14 protein-coding genes are annotated in these 15,767 nt (G+C 57.7%); 8 read left to right on the forward strand and 6 right to left on the reverse strand.

Annotated features, from left to right (window positions below):
- Positions 1-330: 330 nt before the first annotated feature.
- Positions 331-1,365 (reverse strand): hypothetical protein, encoded by a 1,035-nt coding sequence (locus tag GOV79_RS20200; RefSeq protein WP_170787165.1) that lies wholly within the window; start codon positions 1,363-1,365, stop codon positions 331-333.
- Between the two features lie 185 nt (positions 1,366-1,550).
- On the opposite strand from GOV79_RS20200, the gene GOV79_RS20205 reads away from it, so the two are divergent.
- The 5 genes from GOV79_RS20205 to GOV79_RS20225 all read left to right on the forward strand — a co-directional run bounded on the left by GOV79_RS20205 (position 1,551) and on the right by GOV79_RS20225 (position 6,757).
- Positions 1,551-2,087, forward strand: coding sequence for a PepSY domain-containing protein (locus GOV79_RS20205; RefSeq protein WP_170791442.1), 537 nt, complete (start codon positions 1,551-1,553; stop codon positions 2,085-2,087).
- Positions 2,088-2,122: 35 nt separating this feature from the next.
- Positions 2,123-2,782 carry a response regulator transcription factor gene (locus tag GOV79_RS20210; protein WP_170775109.1) on the forward strand — a complete coding sequence of 220 codons (660 nt, stop codon included), beginning with the start codon at positions 2,123-2,125 and terminating at the stop codon, positions 2,780-2,782.
- Entirely contained in the window at positions 2,782-4,125 is a 1,344-nt protein-coding gene (locus GOV79_RS20215) for a sensor histidine kinase (RefSeq protein WP_170791444.1), read from the forward strand. The genes GOV79_RS20210 and GOV79_RS20215 overlap by 1 nt, the downstream gene beginning before the upstream one ends.
- 81 nt (positions 4,126-4,206) lie before the next feature.
- The gene (locus GOV79_RS20220; RefSeq protein ID WP_170791446.1) at positions 4,207-4,584 is read left to right on the forward strand and encodes a hypothetical protein; all 378 of its coding nucleotides are present in this window, start codon (positions 4,207-4,209) and stop codon (positions 4,582-4,584) included.
- A gap of 400 nt (positions 4,585-4,984) precedes the next feature.
- Positions 4,985-6,757 carry a pilus assembly protein TadG-related protein gene (locus tag GOV79_RS20225; RefSeq protein ID WP_170791448.1) on the forward strand — a complete coding sequence of 591 codons (1,773 nt, stop codon included), beginning with the start codon at positions 4,985-4,987 and terminating at the stop codon, positions 6,755-6,757.
- Between the two features lie 71 nt (positions 6,758-6,828).
- Here the strand turns inward: GOV79_RS20225 and GOV79_RS20230 are convergent, their stop codons facing one another.
- The 5 genes from GOV79_RS20230 to GOV79_RS20250 are packed head-to-tail and all read right to left on the reverse strand — an operon-like array spanning position 6,829 to position 12,577.
- A complete protein-coding gene (locus GOV79_RS20230; RefSeq protein WP_170791450.1) occupies positions 6,829-7,836 on the reverse strand; it encodes an Ldh family oxidoreductase in 1,008 nt (335 codons plus the stop codon).
- A gap of 13 nt (positions 7,837-7,849) precedes the next feature.
- Positions 7,850-8,479, reverse strand: a complete 630-nt coding sequence (locus GOV79_RS20235; protein WP_170791452.1) for a DUF3726 domain-containing protein — start codon at positions 8,477-8,479, stop codon at positions 7,850-7,852.
- Positions 8,476-10,161, reverse strand: a complete 1,686-nt coding sequence (locus GOV79_RS20240) for a hypothetical protein (protein ID WP_170791454.1) — start codon at positions 10,159-10,161, stop codon at positions 8,476-8,478. Before GOV79_RS20240 ends, GOV79_RS20235 begins: the two co-directional genes overlap by 4 nt.
- Complete coding sequence (locus GOV79_RS20245) at positions 10,158-11,132, reverse strand: membrane dipeptidase (RefSeq protein ID WP_170791456.1); 975 nt, start codon at positions 11,130-11,132, stop codon at positions 10,158-10,160. Before GOV79_RS20245 ends, GOV79_RS20240 begins: the two co-directional genes overlap by 4 nt.
- Complete coding sequence (locus GOV79_RS20250; RefSeq protein WP_170791458.1) at positions 11,132-12,577, reverse strand: aldehyde dehydrogenase family protein; 1,446 nt, start codon at positions 12,575-12,577, stop codon at positions 11,132-11,134. Before GOV79_RS20250 ends, GOV79_RS20245 begins: the two co-directional genes overlap by 1 nt.
- Before the next feature lie 101 nt (positions 12,578-12,678).
- Between GOV79_RS20250 and GOV79_RS20255 the strand changes: the two genes are divergently transcribed.
- From GOV79_RS20255 to GOV79_RS20265, 3 genes are all read left to right on the forward strand, one after another.
- Entirely contained in the window at positions 12,679-13,548 is an 870-nt protein-coding gene (locus tag GOV79_RS20255) for a LysR family transcriptional regulator (RefSeq protein WP_170787185.1), read from the forward strand.
- Between the two features lie 209 nt (positions 13,549-13,757).
- Complete coding sequence (locus GOV79_RS20260) at positions 13,758-14,270, forward strand: TetR/AcrR family transcriptional regulator (RefSeq protein ID WP_170787187.1); 513 nt, start codon at positions 13,758-13,760, stop codon at positions 14,268-14,270.
- Between the two features lie 198 nt (positions 14,271-14,468).
- The gene (locus GOV79_RS20265) at positions 14,469-15,764 is read left to right on the forward strand and encodes a hypothetical protein (protein ID WP_170791461.1); all 1,296 of its coding nucleotides are present in this window, start codon (positions 14,469-14,471) and stop codon (positions 15,762-15,764) included.
- Positions 15,765-15,767: the final 3 nt, after the last annotated feature.

Genomic DNA, 15,767 nt, shown 5'->3' on the forward strand with positions numbered 1-15,767 from the left:
CGCTTTCCTCCGATTAACATTACACTGTCTTCTATCATCGATGAGATGCGGCTTATCGAGGCAAAAAGAAGCGTTCCGGCAAAGTAGAACGCATCAGGACAAGACATACGGAATAGGTACGGTGAAAAGGGAAAGCCCGCTCAAAATAGAGCGGGCTTTTATCGCGGCTAGAGTGAGAAAAGGTGCGCGATACCTGGTACTGGGCAGAACGTCGTGGGGTTCTGTGAATTTGTTCCGGGCCAGCCAAAGGCTCATGTAGGTGGATGAAATGGCTGGCCCGGCCCCCCATGCCTCCGTGAGTGTAAGGGCACCGAGATCGGTGATTGGTTCTTATTCGACTTCGGATACCTCTTCTTCTTCAAAAGGTTCCTCAACCGGGTCGAGACCCAACATTGCCCTTACGGTCGCTTCGACCTCATCCGTGACGGGTTTGTTCGCCGCAGCCTCCAACGCTTCACGTTCCAGTTCGGGCTGAGCCTCGACCTGTTCCGTCAGGGTGTCGACCGTTTCGACAGCGTCTTCATATTCCTCGGCGTCTGCGAGTTCTGTTTCAAGTTCGGACGCGGCCATCTGCGAGGCTTCAAGCGCCTCTTCAGCTTCCATAAGCTCATTTTCAAGCGCTTCCTTTTCGTCGTCCGGGGCATTTTCAAGTTGCTCGGTCAGATCATCCACAAGCGCTTGATCTTCCTCAACTTGTTGCTGAGCATCGGTCAGGTCGTTCTCAATGTCTTCGGTGGGGCGAGCAGGAGGTTCCAAGCCATCCAGGAATTCCTGGGCTTCTTCCAGTTCCTCGCTCAGTGCCTGACCGGCCAGAACCGTGTCACGGTAGGTGGCGATGCGACCCACACGTGAATTCGGCGATGCGTTTTGCAGGGCCGTCTCGCTGGCGTTGGCGGCGTTCAACGCGCCCAACTCGGACGGGTGCGCACCAAATTCAGCCGAAGCCTTGTTGCCCTTCTTGCGGCCCTTTGGTCGGACGGATTCCTCTACCTCGGTGGTTGAGGTCGTCGTGCTGGCCACGCGGGCGGATTTCTTTTTCGACTTGTTCCCGTTGAACAGCTCTTTCAGGGAAAAACCGCCACCGGATTTTTTCCCGGAGCTGCCGGACTTAGTTTTGCCGCGACCGGCATTGCCTTTGGCTTTTGCGCCATCACCTTTGTTGGCGTTGCCATTGCCGCCTTTATCGCCACCATTCCCGTTGCCGCCGCCATTCCCGTTGCCGCCACCATTCCCGTTGCCGCCACCATTGCCATTTTTGGCATAGGCCGCGTCAGGGACAGCAAGTGTCGTCACGATTGCGGTGGAGCCGACCAAAGCGACTGCGACTGCCGTAGCTTTCAGCAGGATGTTGGTTTTGGTCTTCATATCAGTCCTCACGGGTCATGTGTTTGCATCCATGTTTTCCGGCACGACAAACGCGCGACAGAATCACCCCACGACCTCATTTGAACTGATGCACCCTGAACACACGAAAAACCGTTTGTTCATCACTGGTTCACATAGAATAAATTAGGCTTTAGACCGTTTCGCGCGAGAACGAGTTGACAGTGATGAGACAGCTTTTGGCGACGGCATTTGTGGCGTCCCTTCTCCTGACCGGAGAAGGGCAGTCTGCTGTGCGCGAACTCAAGCAGTCCGAATTGCGGCAAGCGACGCTTGTGGGCGGGGCGATTCGCCTGAAGAAAGTCATCAAGGGCGTTGAGAAGGTCTTTGGCGGCACCCCCGTGGATGCGCGCGCATTCAAGGATGACAAGGTTTACTACCGCATTCTGGTCAAAAAGCCGAACGGCCGGATCATCAGCGTGATCGTCGATGCTCAGACGGGCGCGGTTATTTCAAACGGGTCCAGTATCGGGCGGCAGATCAAAGAGGCAGCGAAGACTTCACCGGGCAATTCTGCAACGGCCAAGTCCAACGGTGCTTCCAATGCCAAGTCCAATAACGGCAACAATGGCAATAACGGGAACCGCGGAAATTCAGGCAACAATGGCGGCGGCAACAGTGGTGGCAACGGCGGTGGCGGCGGCAACGGTGGCGGCGGCGGAAATGGCGGCGGCGGCGGAAATGGCGGCGGCAAGAAAAACTAGATGAATACGCAACTGAATAGCTGTAAATTCGCGTTATGAGAGTACTTCTGGCAGAAGATGAGCCGCATCTGAGCGCTCAAATCAAGAGATTGCTGAATGCTGAAGGGCGGGTCGTGGACACCGCTCAAAACGGCTTGGAGGCCCTGCATCTGGGGTCGACCGAGCCTTACGATATGATCATTCTCGATATCGGCCTGCCTGAACGCGATGGTATCACAGTTTTGCGGGAATGGCGTGAGGCCGGGGTTTCGACGCCGGTTCTCATCCTGACTGCGCGCGATGGGTGGAGTGATAGGGTCGACGGGCTGGATGCAGGCGCGGATGACTATATGATAAAGCCCTTCCATATGCCTGAACTGGCCGCGCGGGTGCGCGCGATATTGCGCCGGCAAAGCGGACAGCTGAGCGCTGTCATCGAAATGGGCGATGTGGCGTTGGACACAAAGAACGGGCGGGTGACGGTCAAGGATGTGCCGGTGGACCTGACCGCGCAGGAAATCGCGGTTCTGACATATCTGTCGCACAATCGCGGACGGCTGATCTCACGCACCGAACTCTCTGAGCATATCTATGAATATGACGGTGATCGGGATTCCAACACTATTGCGGTTTTCATTACACGCCTGCGCAAAAAGCTGGGATCGGACCTGATCAAGACGGTACGTGGACGCGGCTATATGATTGACACGGACTGATGCTTTCCCTGCGTCAGCGCGCATTGCTGGGGGGGATCGCTTCTGGGGCGGTGTCGGTTGGCGTGGGGACTCTGGCAGTGTTTTCCTACATCAACTCAAGGGTCTCCGACCAGTTTGACACCGCGCTGCGGGATCGCCACACCCAGCTTGTGGTAGGGTTGAGCGTCACGACAGACAATCCCGATGCGCTTGGCAACCTAATGTTCGACCCGGCTTATGGCACACCGTTTTCCGGGCGCTATTGGCAGGTCACCGGTAGTGATGGGTCGGTATTTACCTCGGCCTCGTTGTTCGATGAAACGCTGGCCGAGCCCCGGGGCCTTCACAACGCGCCTACCTTTTGGAACACGCAAGGCCCCGAAGATGAGGCCGTGCGCAGTATCTACCAGGAAATATCTTACGAAGACGGAACGGTCTGGGGTGTCAGCGTGGCTGAAAGCCGCGAGGAATTGATGGGCGAACGCCGCGCGGCCCAGCGGAACCTTCTGCCGGTCTTTACGCTTGTCGGTCTCATCGGAGTGGCTGGGTCGCTTTTCCTGATGTCGGCTATTCTGGGGCCGCTGCGCAAACTACGCACAGATGTGTCCCATCGCTGGGACACGGATGAGGGGTTGAAGCCGGATGATTACCCCGAAGAAGTCTCGCCGCTGGTTGAAGACCTTAATCAATTGTCGCGACGCAACCGGGACATCGTCTTCGGGTCCCGACGGCAGACCGCTGATCTGGCTCATGCCCTCAAGACCCCGACGGCCATATTGCGCAATGAACTAACCAGTCTTTCCGAACAAGGTGCCACGACAGACACGGCGCAAGAGGCACTGGACCGGATCGATGCGCAGCTCAGCCGCTCACTGGCGCGGATGCGTGCGATGAATACGGCTGAACTGACCCATTCCCGTACGGATCTTTCAAATTCGGTCGATCGTCTTGCGCGCTTGTTCTCGAGAATGACCGAACGGGAAGGCAAACAATTTCAAGTCACTCGCGAAACCGGATTATGGGTGCGCATGGACCCTCAGGATATCGAAGAGGTTCTGGGCAACCTGATGGATAACGCCGTTAAATGGTGTCAGAAGACTGTTCGGGTTGTGGCGCAGGTTAGAAAAGGCAACGTCGAGGTTCTAATCGAGGATGATGGGCCCGGCATCCCCGAGGACAACCGGCGCGAGGCCCTGCGCTCGGGCGGGCGGTTGGACACATCGGTTGCCGGCAGCGGGCTTGGTCTTGCGATTGCGGTCGATCTGCTGAACGCGTATGGGGCAAAACTCGACCTTGGCCGTTCAACGAGCCTGGGCGGGCTGGAGTGTCGTATCGTTATTCCGACGGGCTGGAAAAGACCTTAGATTGCGTCGGTTGGGTGCAATTAGGGCAAACGGCTTTTCTTAAGTAATCTTGGCTCATTCTGATAGCTTGGAGTGGGGCATATGCGGATAACTTTGGACATCATTGAAAAAGGCACGGTCATAGGCGCGGCAATTGCTGCGGTCCTGCCGCTTTATCAATGGTATGATGAACGGTCCGGTCGAGAGTTGGAGCGTGTCTCCAGCTTGGTCATCGGGGGGCAGGCCTGTGCAGAATGGGTTATTTCTCATGATGTGCGGGCCACCGTGGATGTCCTAGAAAATGCGCCTGAGGATGTTGTGACGGCGGCGGTCAACCGCGCGGATTTTGCGTTGAATATGTCAATTTTGTGCGGAAAGCTTCTGGATCATTTGCACATGGGGATGGAGAAACTGGACCTTTCTCGGGCCGAGGAAGAAGCCATGCGCTGGTCCGGTTTTCCGTATGAAGACGAGTACTGAGAGGCCAATTTTCACGGTAATTTTAGGCGTGTGTGTTGGCCGAGTAGAACCGTTGGACGGCAAGGCCTGACGTGAGGTGTCCGCGATGAAATTTCCAGGCTCGCGACTCGGAGGCCTAAAAATAAGGGAATGTGGCAAGGTTACCCATGGTCACTCGGTCTGTTAATTTTCGGTCAGTGGTCCTCGTGTAAAGCGCCGTTTTCACGGATGTGTGATATCATATTGATTTTAAATATTTTTATTCGAATTCGTGGCAGTTCCGTGTTTTCCACGTCACCCGCGCGTTCATTTTGAGTTAAAAATGGGTTCACCTCCGGTAACCCAAATAGCAACATTACGGCAAAATAGAGACAACTTCTTTGGGCATCTTATTCGCGAATAAGGATGTCTGGAGAAAGAAATGTTTAATCTGAATTCACGGAAGAAAGCCGTTTCAAAAACTCTCCGAAATTCGGTTGCGGATGTTGGTTGGTTTGCGAAACGCGAAGAAGGTGGTTTGACGATTTTCGCGTTGTTTGCCTTTTTTCTATTATTGGCTGCGGCGGGTATTGCCGTCGATGTAATGAATTACGAGCGCGACCGCGCGAAATTGCAGTGGGCTCTGGACAACGCTGTCCTCTCTGCCGCGAGCCTTGAGCAAACCCTCGATCCTGCGCAAGTTGTCGAAGCACATCTGGCGGCCGCCGGTTTGGGTGAGTACGCAAGTTCGATTTCTGTCGAAGACAAATATCTGGACCGTACTGTCCGCGCCAGCCTGACATCTGGTTTTGACACCAATTTCATGCGGTTGAGCGGTGTTGAGACGATTTCATTGGACGTGAATTCCGCCGCGCATGAGGCGGCGCCGTGCACCGAGATTTCCATGGTTTTGGACATCTCGGGTAGTATGGGCAACAACGAACGCCTGACCCAAATGCAAACCGCTGCCAAAGCTTTTATCACAAAAACTCTGGAGCATAACGACGACCCAGGCACCGAGTGTGCGACCTCGGTCAGCGTTATCCCGTTTGCGGGTCAAACCAACCCTGGCTCGGTTATGTTCGAATATTTGGGTGGCGAGCGGTTTGGCACGACCACCGACGACGATTTCTTCCCGGAATGGCAGCAGGATATCTCGAACGTCGTGTTCTGGTTTGATACAGACGGCAATGCTGACCCCGATTTTTCCGTCAAGATCGACAGCTTCCCGGACAACGAGACCGATCTGTTCAACAAGGATGACGTCGACACCTACTACCACTATGTTCGGGACTTTATCATCAACAACTCGTCCCAGCTGCCTGAGAGCGCCGAATTGGTGGGTGCATCCATCAAGGGCGGGAAGCAGAAGACGATGTATTACAGCATTGACCGGACAACGACGGTCTATGATGAGGCTTCGGGCCCAACCAAGTTCAATAACGTGGACATCGAACTGCAGTATTCTGATTTCCACAGCTATGTGGGCAACATTCCGAACAATACCTCGTCTTGCCTGGAAATGACCTATTCGGATTTCCTGAATACAAGCCTGCCTTCAGGTTCGATCGATCAGACGCCCTATTTCGTGAACTGGGAATATGATGAGACTACCCAGAATTGGGGTTGGTGCCCGGAAGACGAAATGAGCATCCAATACGCACAGAACGATGAAACCAAACTGCACACCTTCATCGACGGTCTGCGCCTGTTCGATGGAACCGGCACCAACTACAGCCTGAAATACGCGCTGGCCCTGCTGGACCCGTCAAGTCAGGATGAGTTTGCCTATCTCAGCAAAGCCGGGGAAGTTCCCTCCGAGTTCGCAGACCGCCCGCTGAGCTGGGATCACGAAAACAGCTCAAAGATCATTGTGATCATGACCGATGGACAAACCACCCCGCAGGTGCGCCCCGCCGATGAGATGGAAGAGGAAAACGGCCTGACGGAGCTGACTGCGCGTCCAAGTGAAGACTCGACCATCGCCTCGTCGCAGCTAACCAACCTGCAACTGTTCCAAGAACAGTGTGAATTGGCCAAAACGAAAGGTGCCGTTGTTTATACCGTCGCGTTCGAAACCACGGAGCAGGCCGCATCCGAGATCAGAACCTGTGCTTCGTCCTGGTCGCACTACTATGAAGTGACCGGTGAAGAGATCATCGACTCCTTCGTGTCGATTGCAGGCTCGATCCAGAAGCTGCGTCTGATCCAATAACCCAATGTGGTCGAGAACGAGAAAGGGCGCCAATATGGCGCCCTTTTTTGTTCCGTCGGGGGTGCGCGGCGTTAGGCTAGGATAGCCTCGATCTTGTCCAAGGTCGCCGTGTTGACCGCGACGCCTTCGGTTTGGGCGGCAATGCGTTTTGCGCGCCGTCCGTCGCCCGGCAGATGCGCGCCGTCCTGAGAATGGATCGCGCCAACCAATGCACTGATATTTTCGGCAAACATGTCTTGCGCCGCAGCGACCGGGTCGATGACGATAAAGAATTGACCGGTTTTGGGCGGCCCTCCGGCTGTGCCCGAGAATGGTGAAGCGTGAATGCCGAGCGTCGCGCCGGTCAGGGCTGCGGCCATGATCTCGGTCAGCAAAGCGATGCCCACGCCTTTGTAGCCCCCCGATGGGGCCATCGAGCCCTTGAGCCCGACATTGGGGTCCGTGGTCGGGTTCCCATCCGCGTCCAGCGCCCAGCCCACAGGGATTGGTTTGCCTTCGCGGGCATGTTTCATGACCTCGCTCTTGGCGATGGTGCTGGCGCTTTGGTCAATCAGAACGGCGGGCTGCCCATCTGTGCCGGGTACTGCGACCGAGAACGGGTTGGTGCCGATAACCGGCTTCGACCCGCCCGATGGCGCGATTGAGGCAGGTGCATTGGTAAAGCCCAACCCAACCAGACCCGCCTGCGCCAACCGGTGCGTGTGATAGCCCAGGACCCCGCAATTGTAGCTGTTGCGGATGGCCAAGGCCGCGATGCCCTGTTCCTTGGCGGCTGGGATGAGGGCGTCAAACCCCATGTCAATTGCGCTATGTGCAAACCCTTTTGCCGCGTCAACCGTGATCAGGCCAGAGCGAGGCCGGTCTAAGACGGGCTTTGCGGCACCGTCGACCTTTCCGCATTGCACATGTTCGCAATAGATCGGGATATAGGCCAGACCGTGGCTGGCCACCCCATCCGCTTCGGTTGCCGCCGTGGCAACGGCCAGCGGGCGAGCGTTGGCTTCGGTCGTGCCAGCGGCAACAAGGGCGCGAAAGGCCAGGTCTTCGATTTCGGTCAGGGTCAGAGTGCGGGTTTCCATCGTGTCGCTTTCATCAATCGTTGTCGGACAGGCCAGACCCGGCCCCAAGCAGACGAGAGGCCTCGGTCGCGGGGGCATAGGTGCGGTGGGCAAAACGGTTCAATACGGCCCATGCGGCCGGATCGGGCACCGCGCGTGAGGCGCTGGCAGCGGGTGCCGTCAAGATTCCGCCAAGCGCGACCTTCACCAAAGTGGCGTCGCTGGGCAGCGCTGGGTTCACGGCCAGAGAAGGCCCATCTGTGACGACCTCAACGCCATCCACGGTGATTGTGACGGGCGTTTTTAAATTGCGCGCAATGTTCGCGGCGAATGGCAGCAACAGGGCAGGGGCGGCGACATTGGTCAGTGTGATGTCGCCCGTCCGCAGCGAGCCCATATGGTCGGACAAGGCTGCCCCGGTGGCCAGAGGGCAAAGGATTTCATCCCCGCCCCATTCGTTGCCCTGACATGCCGGGCGGTGCCGGCCCGGCGCATGTGCCAAGCCCCGGTCCAACAGATCGGCCAGAATCTGCGCGCCGTCCAGTCCCGCGGCACATAGCCAGCGGGTGGCCTTTCCGGCCTCTTCGGACAGGCCCCAGCCATAGCCCGCGCCGCGCGTGGCGCGTTTGGAGGTGGCCTCGACCTCGTTTAATGAAAAGCTCATGTCATTGCCCTTGGGTAGACCCAGTGATCAGCGGTATCTGCGGACAGATCCTCAGGGTAGGGGGCACCAGCATACATGCAAATCCGCACCCAACGGTCCGAGCGGGGATCGAAATGCGTGGCACCGAAGAACGAGAGTTTCGCTCGCAGCATGTCGATGGGCATGACATCCGCGCCGATCGTATTGTCGCGTATTTCACCATAGGGTGCGACCTGTCCCATCTGCGCGCGCCGGATCGTGTGGCGATGTTCGGGGTGCTGCGACAGAAACGCGGCAATGGAGGTGGTGCCTGGCCAGTGGGACAGGGCGTAGTAAGCCGTCGCCGCATCGCGGGCCGGGGCCAAGGGTTGTTCGTACTCCGCGATGGGCTCTTCGAACCGTTCGCCCAGACGGGGTTCCAGCTTTTCTTCGGACACGTACCAGGCGCGGGCGCAGTTGGCCTGTGCTTTCCAGTCAAGATCAAGCGCCCAGTCAAAACTCTGTCGGATCAGCGCGCGAACCTGTGCGACGCTCATATTGCCGTCGATCACCTGCGCCCCGGCGTTGCTGTCGGCCATGCAATCGACCAAACCGTCGACCAGATCGCCGTAAGGTTCGAGGATCAGCGAGGCGAGCAATTCCTGCCCCTCTTCACTCAGATGATCTTCGGACCAGCGGATCAGGGCGTCCCAGGGAAGGTTTTCGGTCAGGTCGCGCTGGGCCAGTTCGGCGGTGAGCGTGTCCAGATCAGCCCAGAGCACGGCCAGCTTGTCGATTTGAACGGGATGATCCGAGCGCCACCACGACACCGACAGCTTGCTGCGTTCGAAAATCGCGCGGAACTGCGCGATGCGGTCAGGTGTGGCTTGCGGCACGGACCGCACCCGCGCGATGGCCTCTTCGCGCACCATGATCCAGTTGTTGAACAGCACGGGATGGTTGACGATAAAGGGCGCCATGCCCAGACCGGTCGAATTGCCAATGCCCAGCCATTGCGCAATCGTCGGGTCCAGACTGGCGGTTTGGTTCCCCCCTTTGGCCTGCGCCATGTGCTGCACCAGATCGCGCACGAAGGTGCGGGTCAGATAAACCGACAGCATCTCGGTTTGGAAAGGGGCGCTCAGTTCCGGGCGGTCGGCAGTTTTCTCACGATCAGCCGCCCCGAACTTGCCCGATCCATAAACAGCCGTGGTGCGCATCAGGTAGCCCACCTGATAGATCTGCTCGGGGTCCGGCTGTGTGCCTGCTGCCAGCGCGTCGACCACATGCGCCCAAAGCCGGACCGAACGGTTGGCGCGAGAAAGAGACAACTCGCTTTCGCTGATCCGCCCGGCCTCTTGCAAGGGGACGTTTTGAGACAGGCGGTCAATGTCGTCGGCCGTGGGGATGCCATCGAACAGGGTAAATGTGGCGTCCCAAGCCTCGGCTATCACGCGGTCGGAGCGTTGCTCGGGCGGCAGGTCATGAGCGAAAGCAACCAGTGAATAAGCGCGTTCAGGGCCGTGCGCGGTATAGACCGCATGACCCACCCCGTTCGTGTCGATGTCAAAAACGGGCCGGGTAAAACGCCAGTTCTCGCGGGCCATCCGCCGGGTCAATTGCCGCATGAAACTAAGGCGACATTGGTGCAGCGACCCCAATCGCGACAGTCGCATGACCTGCGCGGGGTCTCGGCGTGCAATATCGCGGTGCAGATCGATCATGCGCGTGGTCCGAAGTTTTCAGCAAAGAAACGATACCAGTTGCCGCCCATGATACCTGAGACCTCATCTTCGTTCATACCCACGGAACGTAGCCCGGATTCGATATTCCCAAAATCGCGGTTGTCCTGAAACCAGTTTGGCATGGGCGGAAAACCGGGCGCCGAAGCCGAGCCTTCGCCATAGTCGATTTCTTTCGTCCAGCGCCCGACGCGCATCCACTCGACCACGCTGTCGGGTTGGTCCTGACACAGGTCAGTGCCGATCCCCAGATGTTGGACTCCGTATTTGTCGGCGGTGCGGGCGATCATCTGACAGAAACTATCCAGCGTGCAGGCGGATTTGTCTTTCAGATGATGCGGATAGACCGAAAAGCCGAGCATCCCGCCATTTTCCGTCACCGCGCGGATCACTGCGTCGCGCTTGTTGCGCAGTGCAGGCGACCAGTCATGCGGATTGGCGTGAGTGATGGCGATGGGACGCTCGGACAGTTCAGCAGCCTCGATTGTGGATCGGTCAGCCGAGTGACTCATATCCACGACAAGGCCGACGCGGTTCATCTCTTTGATCACCTGCTTGCCCATGCGGGTGATGCCGGTATCTTCGGCCTCATAGCAGCCGGTGGCCAGCAGGGATTGGTTGTTATAGGTCAACTGCATGAACCGGGCACCCAGATCGTGCAGGATTTCGACCAGACCGATATCGTCTTCGATGGGCGAGGGGTTCTGAAAGCCGAAGAACACCGCCGTCCGCCCGGTTTCGCGCGCCGTGTCGATGTCGCTGGCCCACCGACCTTTCATGATCAGGTCGGGGAATTGCTCGAACCAACGGTTCCACTTTTCAAAGTTCAGGACGGTTTCGCGGAAGTTCTCATGATAAGAGATGGTGACGTGGATTGCATCCACGCCACCTTCGCGCAGTTGCCGGAAAATCTTTTCCGACCAGTTGGCATATTGCAACCCGTCGATACGCATCAGACCGGCGTCCCGGCGCTGATATAGGCGGTTTTGACGGTGGTGTAGAACTCAGCTGCCGCCGTACCCTGCTCGCGCGGGCCGTAAGAGCTGTCGCCGCGCCCGCCGAAGGGCACGTGATAGTCGGTTCCGGCGGTCGGCAAGTTCACGGTGACCACACCGGTGCGCGCGTTGCGGCGGAAATGCGTGGCGCGGGCGAGGCTTTGGGTCACGATGCCCGAAGTCAGGCCGAATTTGGTGTCGTTGACGACGCTCAGCGCCTCATCATAGCTGCCGACCTTGATGACGCTGGTTAGCGGCGCGAACATTTCTTCGCGGTTGATGCGCATGTCGTTGGTGGTGTTCAGGAACACTCCGGGCGACATGTAGAACCCGTCATGCGGCATCTCCAACCGCGCGCCGCCACAGGCCAGCTCGGCGCCCTCGGACTTGCCCAGATCGACATAGGCGAGGTTTTCCTGCAACTGCTGCTCGCCCACAACCGGCCCCATCTGGGTGCCGTCCTCCAGCGCGTGACCGACTTTCATCGCTTGCGCACCGGCGACCAGTTTCTCGACGAACGCATCATGGATGCCCGCATGAACCACCAGCCGCGACGAGGCGGTGCATTTCTGCCCCGTGCCGCCAAACGCGCCACCCAGCGCCAGCGTCACAGCCAGATCAAGATCGGCGTCGTCCATGACGGCTAGCGCGTTCTTGGATCCCATCTCCATCTGTACCTTGGTCAGGTTCTGAATGGCCGCTGCCGCAATCCCTTTGCCCACTGGCACCGACCCGGTGAAGGAAATCGCGTTCACCTTGGGGCTTTCCACCAGACGCTGCCCGATGCTGCGCCCCGAGCCCATCACCAGGCTGAACAGGCCCTTGGGAATGTCCTGACGTTCAATGATCTCGGTCAGGGCTACCGCCGAGGCCGGGGTGATGTTCGCAGGCTTCCATACGACGGCGTTGCCGTAGCACAGCGCTGGTGCAATCTTCCACGAGGCGGTCGCGGTCGGAAAGTTCCACGGGCTGATGATGGCAACAGTGCCCACGGCCTCGCGTCGCACGTCAATCTCAACACCGGGTCGAACGCTGTCGGCATTCTCACCGATCTGGCGCAGGCACTCAGCAGCGTAGTAGGTAAAGAACTGACCGGCGCGATAGACTTCACCTTTGCCCTCGGCCAGCGGTTTGCCCTCTTCGCGGGACAAAAGCGTGCCCAGCTCTTCCGCGCGGGCCATCAATTCATTGCCGATGGCGTTCAGAACGGCCTGTTTGCGTTCGGGCAGGTAAGCGGCCCATTCGGTCTGCGCCACACGCGCCTGATCCAGTGTCGCCTCAAGCTGATCTGTGCTGGCCTGCGCAAAGATGCCGACCAGATCGCTCAGATCGGAAGGGTTGCGGTTTTCGATTTCGGAGTCACCCGCCAGCCATTCGCCAGCGATCAGGTTCAGTTTGGTCACAATGCGCCCCAGAGCAAAATAAAGGTCGCACTTAGGATGGCTTTTCCGCCGTATATCAGTCAAATTCAAACAAATGAACAAAAGTTCAGGAAAACTGAAATATGGCGCTCAAGATTGAAACCCTTCGTTGTTTCTGCACCGTTGCCCAAACCGGCAATTTGACCGAGGCCGCGGATCGCTTGGGGCGCACGCAGTCGGCGGTATCGATGACATTGAAACAGTTTGAGGACCATCTGGGTCGAAAGCTGTTTGAAGGTGAGCGCAAGAGCCGTTTGTCCCCATTGGGAGCGCAAGTGTTTGAACTGGCGCTGAAACAGGTGCGTCAGTTCGATCAGGCCGTGCAGGATATCGAAGAGGCCGCGATCGCCGAGCAGGGGCTCTTGCGCATTGCCTCGGTGCCGTCGGTTGCGGCTTTGATTTTTCCACGCGTGTTATCGCATCTTGCGCGGCAGTATCCCGGCGTGAAAGTCGATTTGCGCGACACCGATACGCAGCAGGTTCTTGACGCGCTTGTCGAAGGCAGAGCCGATATCGGGATCGCCTCGGGGTATCACGCGTTGAATGGTATTCGCGCGGTGCCGCTGTTGCGGGACCGGTTCGGGCTGGTCTGCTCGGCCGAGCATCCGTTGATCGCGCAAGAGGCGCCGCCGACCCTTGCCCAAATCGCCTCGGTTCCATTCATTCGCAATGCATTGTGCGACCTGATCGAGTCGCCGCAGTTTCACGCCGCGATTGACCGGGCGGGAGTGACCATCCACAACACGCATTCGTTGATTGCGATGGTTCGGACCGGTGATTGGGTGACGGTTTTGCCACAAACGGTGACAGGGTTCATTCCGGAAGCCACCGCATTTCGACTGATCCGCGACTTGCCAGATCACAGGCAGGTATTCCTATATATCCACGAACGATCACGGTTTCCTGACCTGGTTCGCGCGACCGAGAAGATCATTTTGGCGGAAAACGCTTAGCGTCACGTCAACGCTGTGGTTCCCAAGGATAGGGCGTTCCCTATTGGCTGCGGCTGGCCAGTTGTCATTTTTCACGAACAGTGTCAGAAAAGTAAAAATGTGATTGATTGGTCAAAGGCGGTACTTTGTGTTTGTGCCCTGCCTGACCGGGAAGTGGGGTATTTTTGGCGACTGCGAACACAATTTCCGGCGTGAACCCACAAGATATCATGACCGCCTTTGCCCAGTACGGATTTCGCAAAACGTCAATGGAAGACATTGCGCGCGCGGTGGGTCTGTCTCGCCAGTCGATCTACAAGAAATTCGGATCGAAGGACGCGTGTTACGCTTGGGCGCTGAGGGCCTATACAGAAGCGTTGTACCAGCATGTTTTCGCGATGCTCGATCAGGCTGAAAACGCGCCGATGGCTGTAGTGGAAACGGCGCTGATTTCTGTCGTCGGAGATTCGGTCGAACTGGCTGAATCCAGGCACGGGTCCGAGCTGCTCGAGGATGCTCTGGCCGTCGCAAGCGCCCAGCCCGAAAATTGGCCCAGCCTGTATGCCCAGAAGCTGGGGGCATTTATCTTGCGCCACGACCTGGCTGCAACGCCGGAACGGGCGCAGGATCTGGCGCATATTTTGATAACCGCCACACGGGGCGCTTTGGTTGTTGCGTCTTCGCGCGAGGCGTTCGCGCAGGATATTCGCCGAATTCTGCGCGGGGTTTTCGGTGATCCCTAGGCGCGGTTTCGGGCCACGCTTGGGGAATGCTCACGCAGTGGTCAAACTGTTTTGAAACACAGTGACTTCCTTACTGCCGCATACTGATTTCCGGTAAAGCGCCGGGGTGTTTGGTGCAGGCGTCTCACTGTGATATGACGTTACGTAAGATACATCTAACCCTGAACTTTTTAGGGCTGTGCAACAAGGGGGAAGGCTATGAAATACATGGGATTTGGAGCAACCATTCTGTTTGCGGCAGGGTTGGTCGTCAGCACTTCAGCCAGTTACGCGCAGACCCGTGAAGAAAGCCATGGCATGGTGTTGCTGCGCGGGTTGCCGACGCTGGATACCCATCACAGCGTTGCCATTGTTGAATTGGACCCGGAATCTGATCGCTTTGGAGAAATACTCAGCGAGGTTGAGCAACCCGATATCGAGCACCCTCTGCATCACCTTTACTACAGCCCGAATGGCAGGCTGTATTCCACCGGGCTCGATCCGGCGTGCAGTCTGGCCGAGATTGGCTTGTCGAGGGACGCTGGCGGCGCGCCGGTGATCGAAGGCATCACCTGTCTGGACACGCAGGGCCAGATCGTGGGCGAAGATATCATGTGGGCCAATTCGAACGGGCAGGAATACATGTTTGTCACCTTCATGGGGGGCACTGGTGGTGATGATGGCGGCTCGGTCGGGGTGTTTGATCCGCAAACCAACGCGGTGGTCAAAGTCATCGAAGCCCGTAAAAGTCAGGTCGGCGAAGGTGCCCCGTATATCATGTACCCGCACGGCATCTCGGCTTTCGAGGATCGTATGGTGGTGACATCGACCGTGCACCCTGACTTGGCTACTGGTGTTGGGAACGCGTTGACGATCATTGATCTGAACACGTTGGAGCCTATCCAGAACATCACGGTCGAGAATGAAAAGCCGCTGAATTTCCCGTCTTCTCCGGTCGAGGTTCTGTTCGCGCGGCCCAGCATTCACCCCGATATCGAACCGGCCATTCTGGCCAATACAATGTTCGGGTTCGAGACGTGGAAAATCCCCTATGACGCCAAGGCCAAGACCTTTGGCGCGCCCGAGGTCATCTATAGCGGTGTCGCCAATGACACTGCCGTGCCCTTGGAATTCTATGGCACCGAGGATGAGCTGTTCATTTCGCACGCTTTGCCCGGTGTGGTGAAACGGTACGAACTGGGCGCACTGCCGGACCTGGTGTCCAGCGGCCCCGACATCGTGACCGATCCCGGTGCACATCACATGATCTTTTTCACCTCCGCCTCAGGGCGCGAGTTGATCGCGATTCAGAACAATCTGCTCAATCTGGGCAACGGTGCGGACAATGACCCGACCGATGTGGATTTCATTGCTTCTCTGAACGCGCACACGATTTCGGTGCATGATCTGGAAACCGGTGAACGTATCGGGACAGTCAATTTCAAGGAACGCTACAACAAGGGCGTGGACAACGTTGAGGGTCTGTTTGGTTCGGGCTTTGTGCATCACCACTAACGG

The organism is Ruegeria lacuscaerulensis, assembly GCF_013034745.1.
Classification (GTDB): domain Bacteria; phylum Pseudomonadota; class Alphaproteobacteria; order Rhodobacterales; family Rhodobacteraceae; genus Ruegeria; species Ruegeria lacuscaerulensis_B.

Bases quoted from the DNA above. Each gene is read 5' to 3' on its own strand.
- GOV79_RS20245 (WP_170791456.1), bottom strand. From the start codon at position 11,132: ATGCGTATCGACGGGTTGCAATATGCCAACTGGTCGGAAAAGATTTTC.
- GOV79_RS20260 (WP_170787187.1), top strand. From the start codon at position 13,758: ATGACCGCCTTTGCCCAGTACGGATTTCGCAAAACGTCAATGGAAGAC.
- GOV79_RS20265 (WP_170791461.1), top strand. From the start codon at position 14,469: ATGAAATACATGGGATTTGGAGCAACCATTCTGTTTGCGGCAGGGTTG.
- GOV79_RS20240 (WP_170791454.1), bottom strand. From the start codon at position 10,161: ATGATCGATCTGCACCGCGATATTGCACGCCGAGACCCCGCGCAGGTC.
- GOV79_RS20205 (WP_170791442.1), top strand. From the start codon at position 1,551: ATGAGACAGCTTTTGGCGACGGCATTTGTGGCGTCCCTTCTCCTGACC.
- GOV79_RS20210 (WP_170775109.1), top strand. From the start codon at position 2,123: ATGAGAGTACTTCTGGCAGAAGATGAGCCGCATCTGAGCGCTCAAATC.
- GOV79_RS20200 (WP_170787165.1), bottom strand. From the start codon at position 1,365: ATGAAGACCAAAACCAACATCCTGCTGAAAGCTACGGCAGTCGCAGTC.
- GOV79_RS20220 (WP_170791446.1), top strand. From the start codon at position 4,207: ATGCGGATAACTTTGGACATCATTGAAAAAGGCACGGTCATAGGCGCG.
- GOV79_RS20255 (WP_170787185.1), top strand. From the start codon at position 12,679: ATGGCGCTCAAGATTGAAACCCTTCGTTGTTTCTGCACCGTTGCCCAA.
- GOV79_RS20225 (WP_170791448.1), top strand. From the start codon at position 4,985: ATGTTTAATCTGAATTCACGGAAGAAAGCCGTTTCAAAAACTCTCCGA.
- GOV79_RS20230 (WP_170791450.1), bottom strand. From the start codon at position 7,836: ATGGAAACCCGCACTCTGACCCTGACCGAAATCGAAGACCTGGCCTTT.
- GOV79_RS20215 (WP_170791444.1), top strand. From the start codon at position 2,782: ATGCTTTCCCTGCGTCAGCGCGCATTGCTGGGGGGGATCGCTTCTGGG.
- GOV79_RS20235 (WP_170791452.1), bottom strand. From the start codon at position 8,479: ATGAGCTTTTCATTAAACGAGGTCGAGGCCACCTCCAAACGCGCCACG.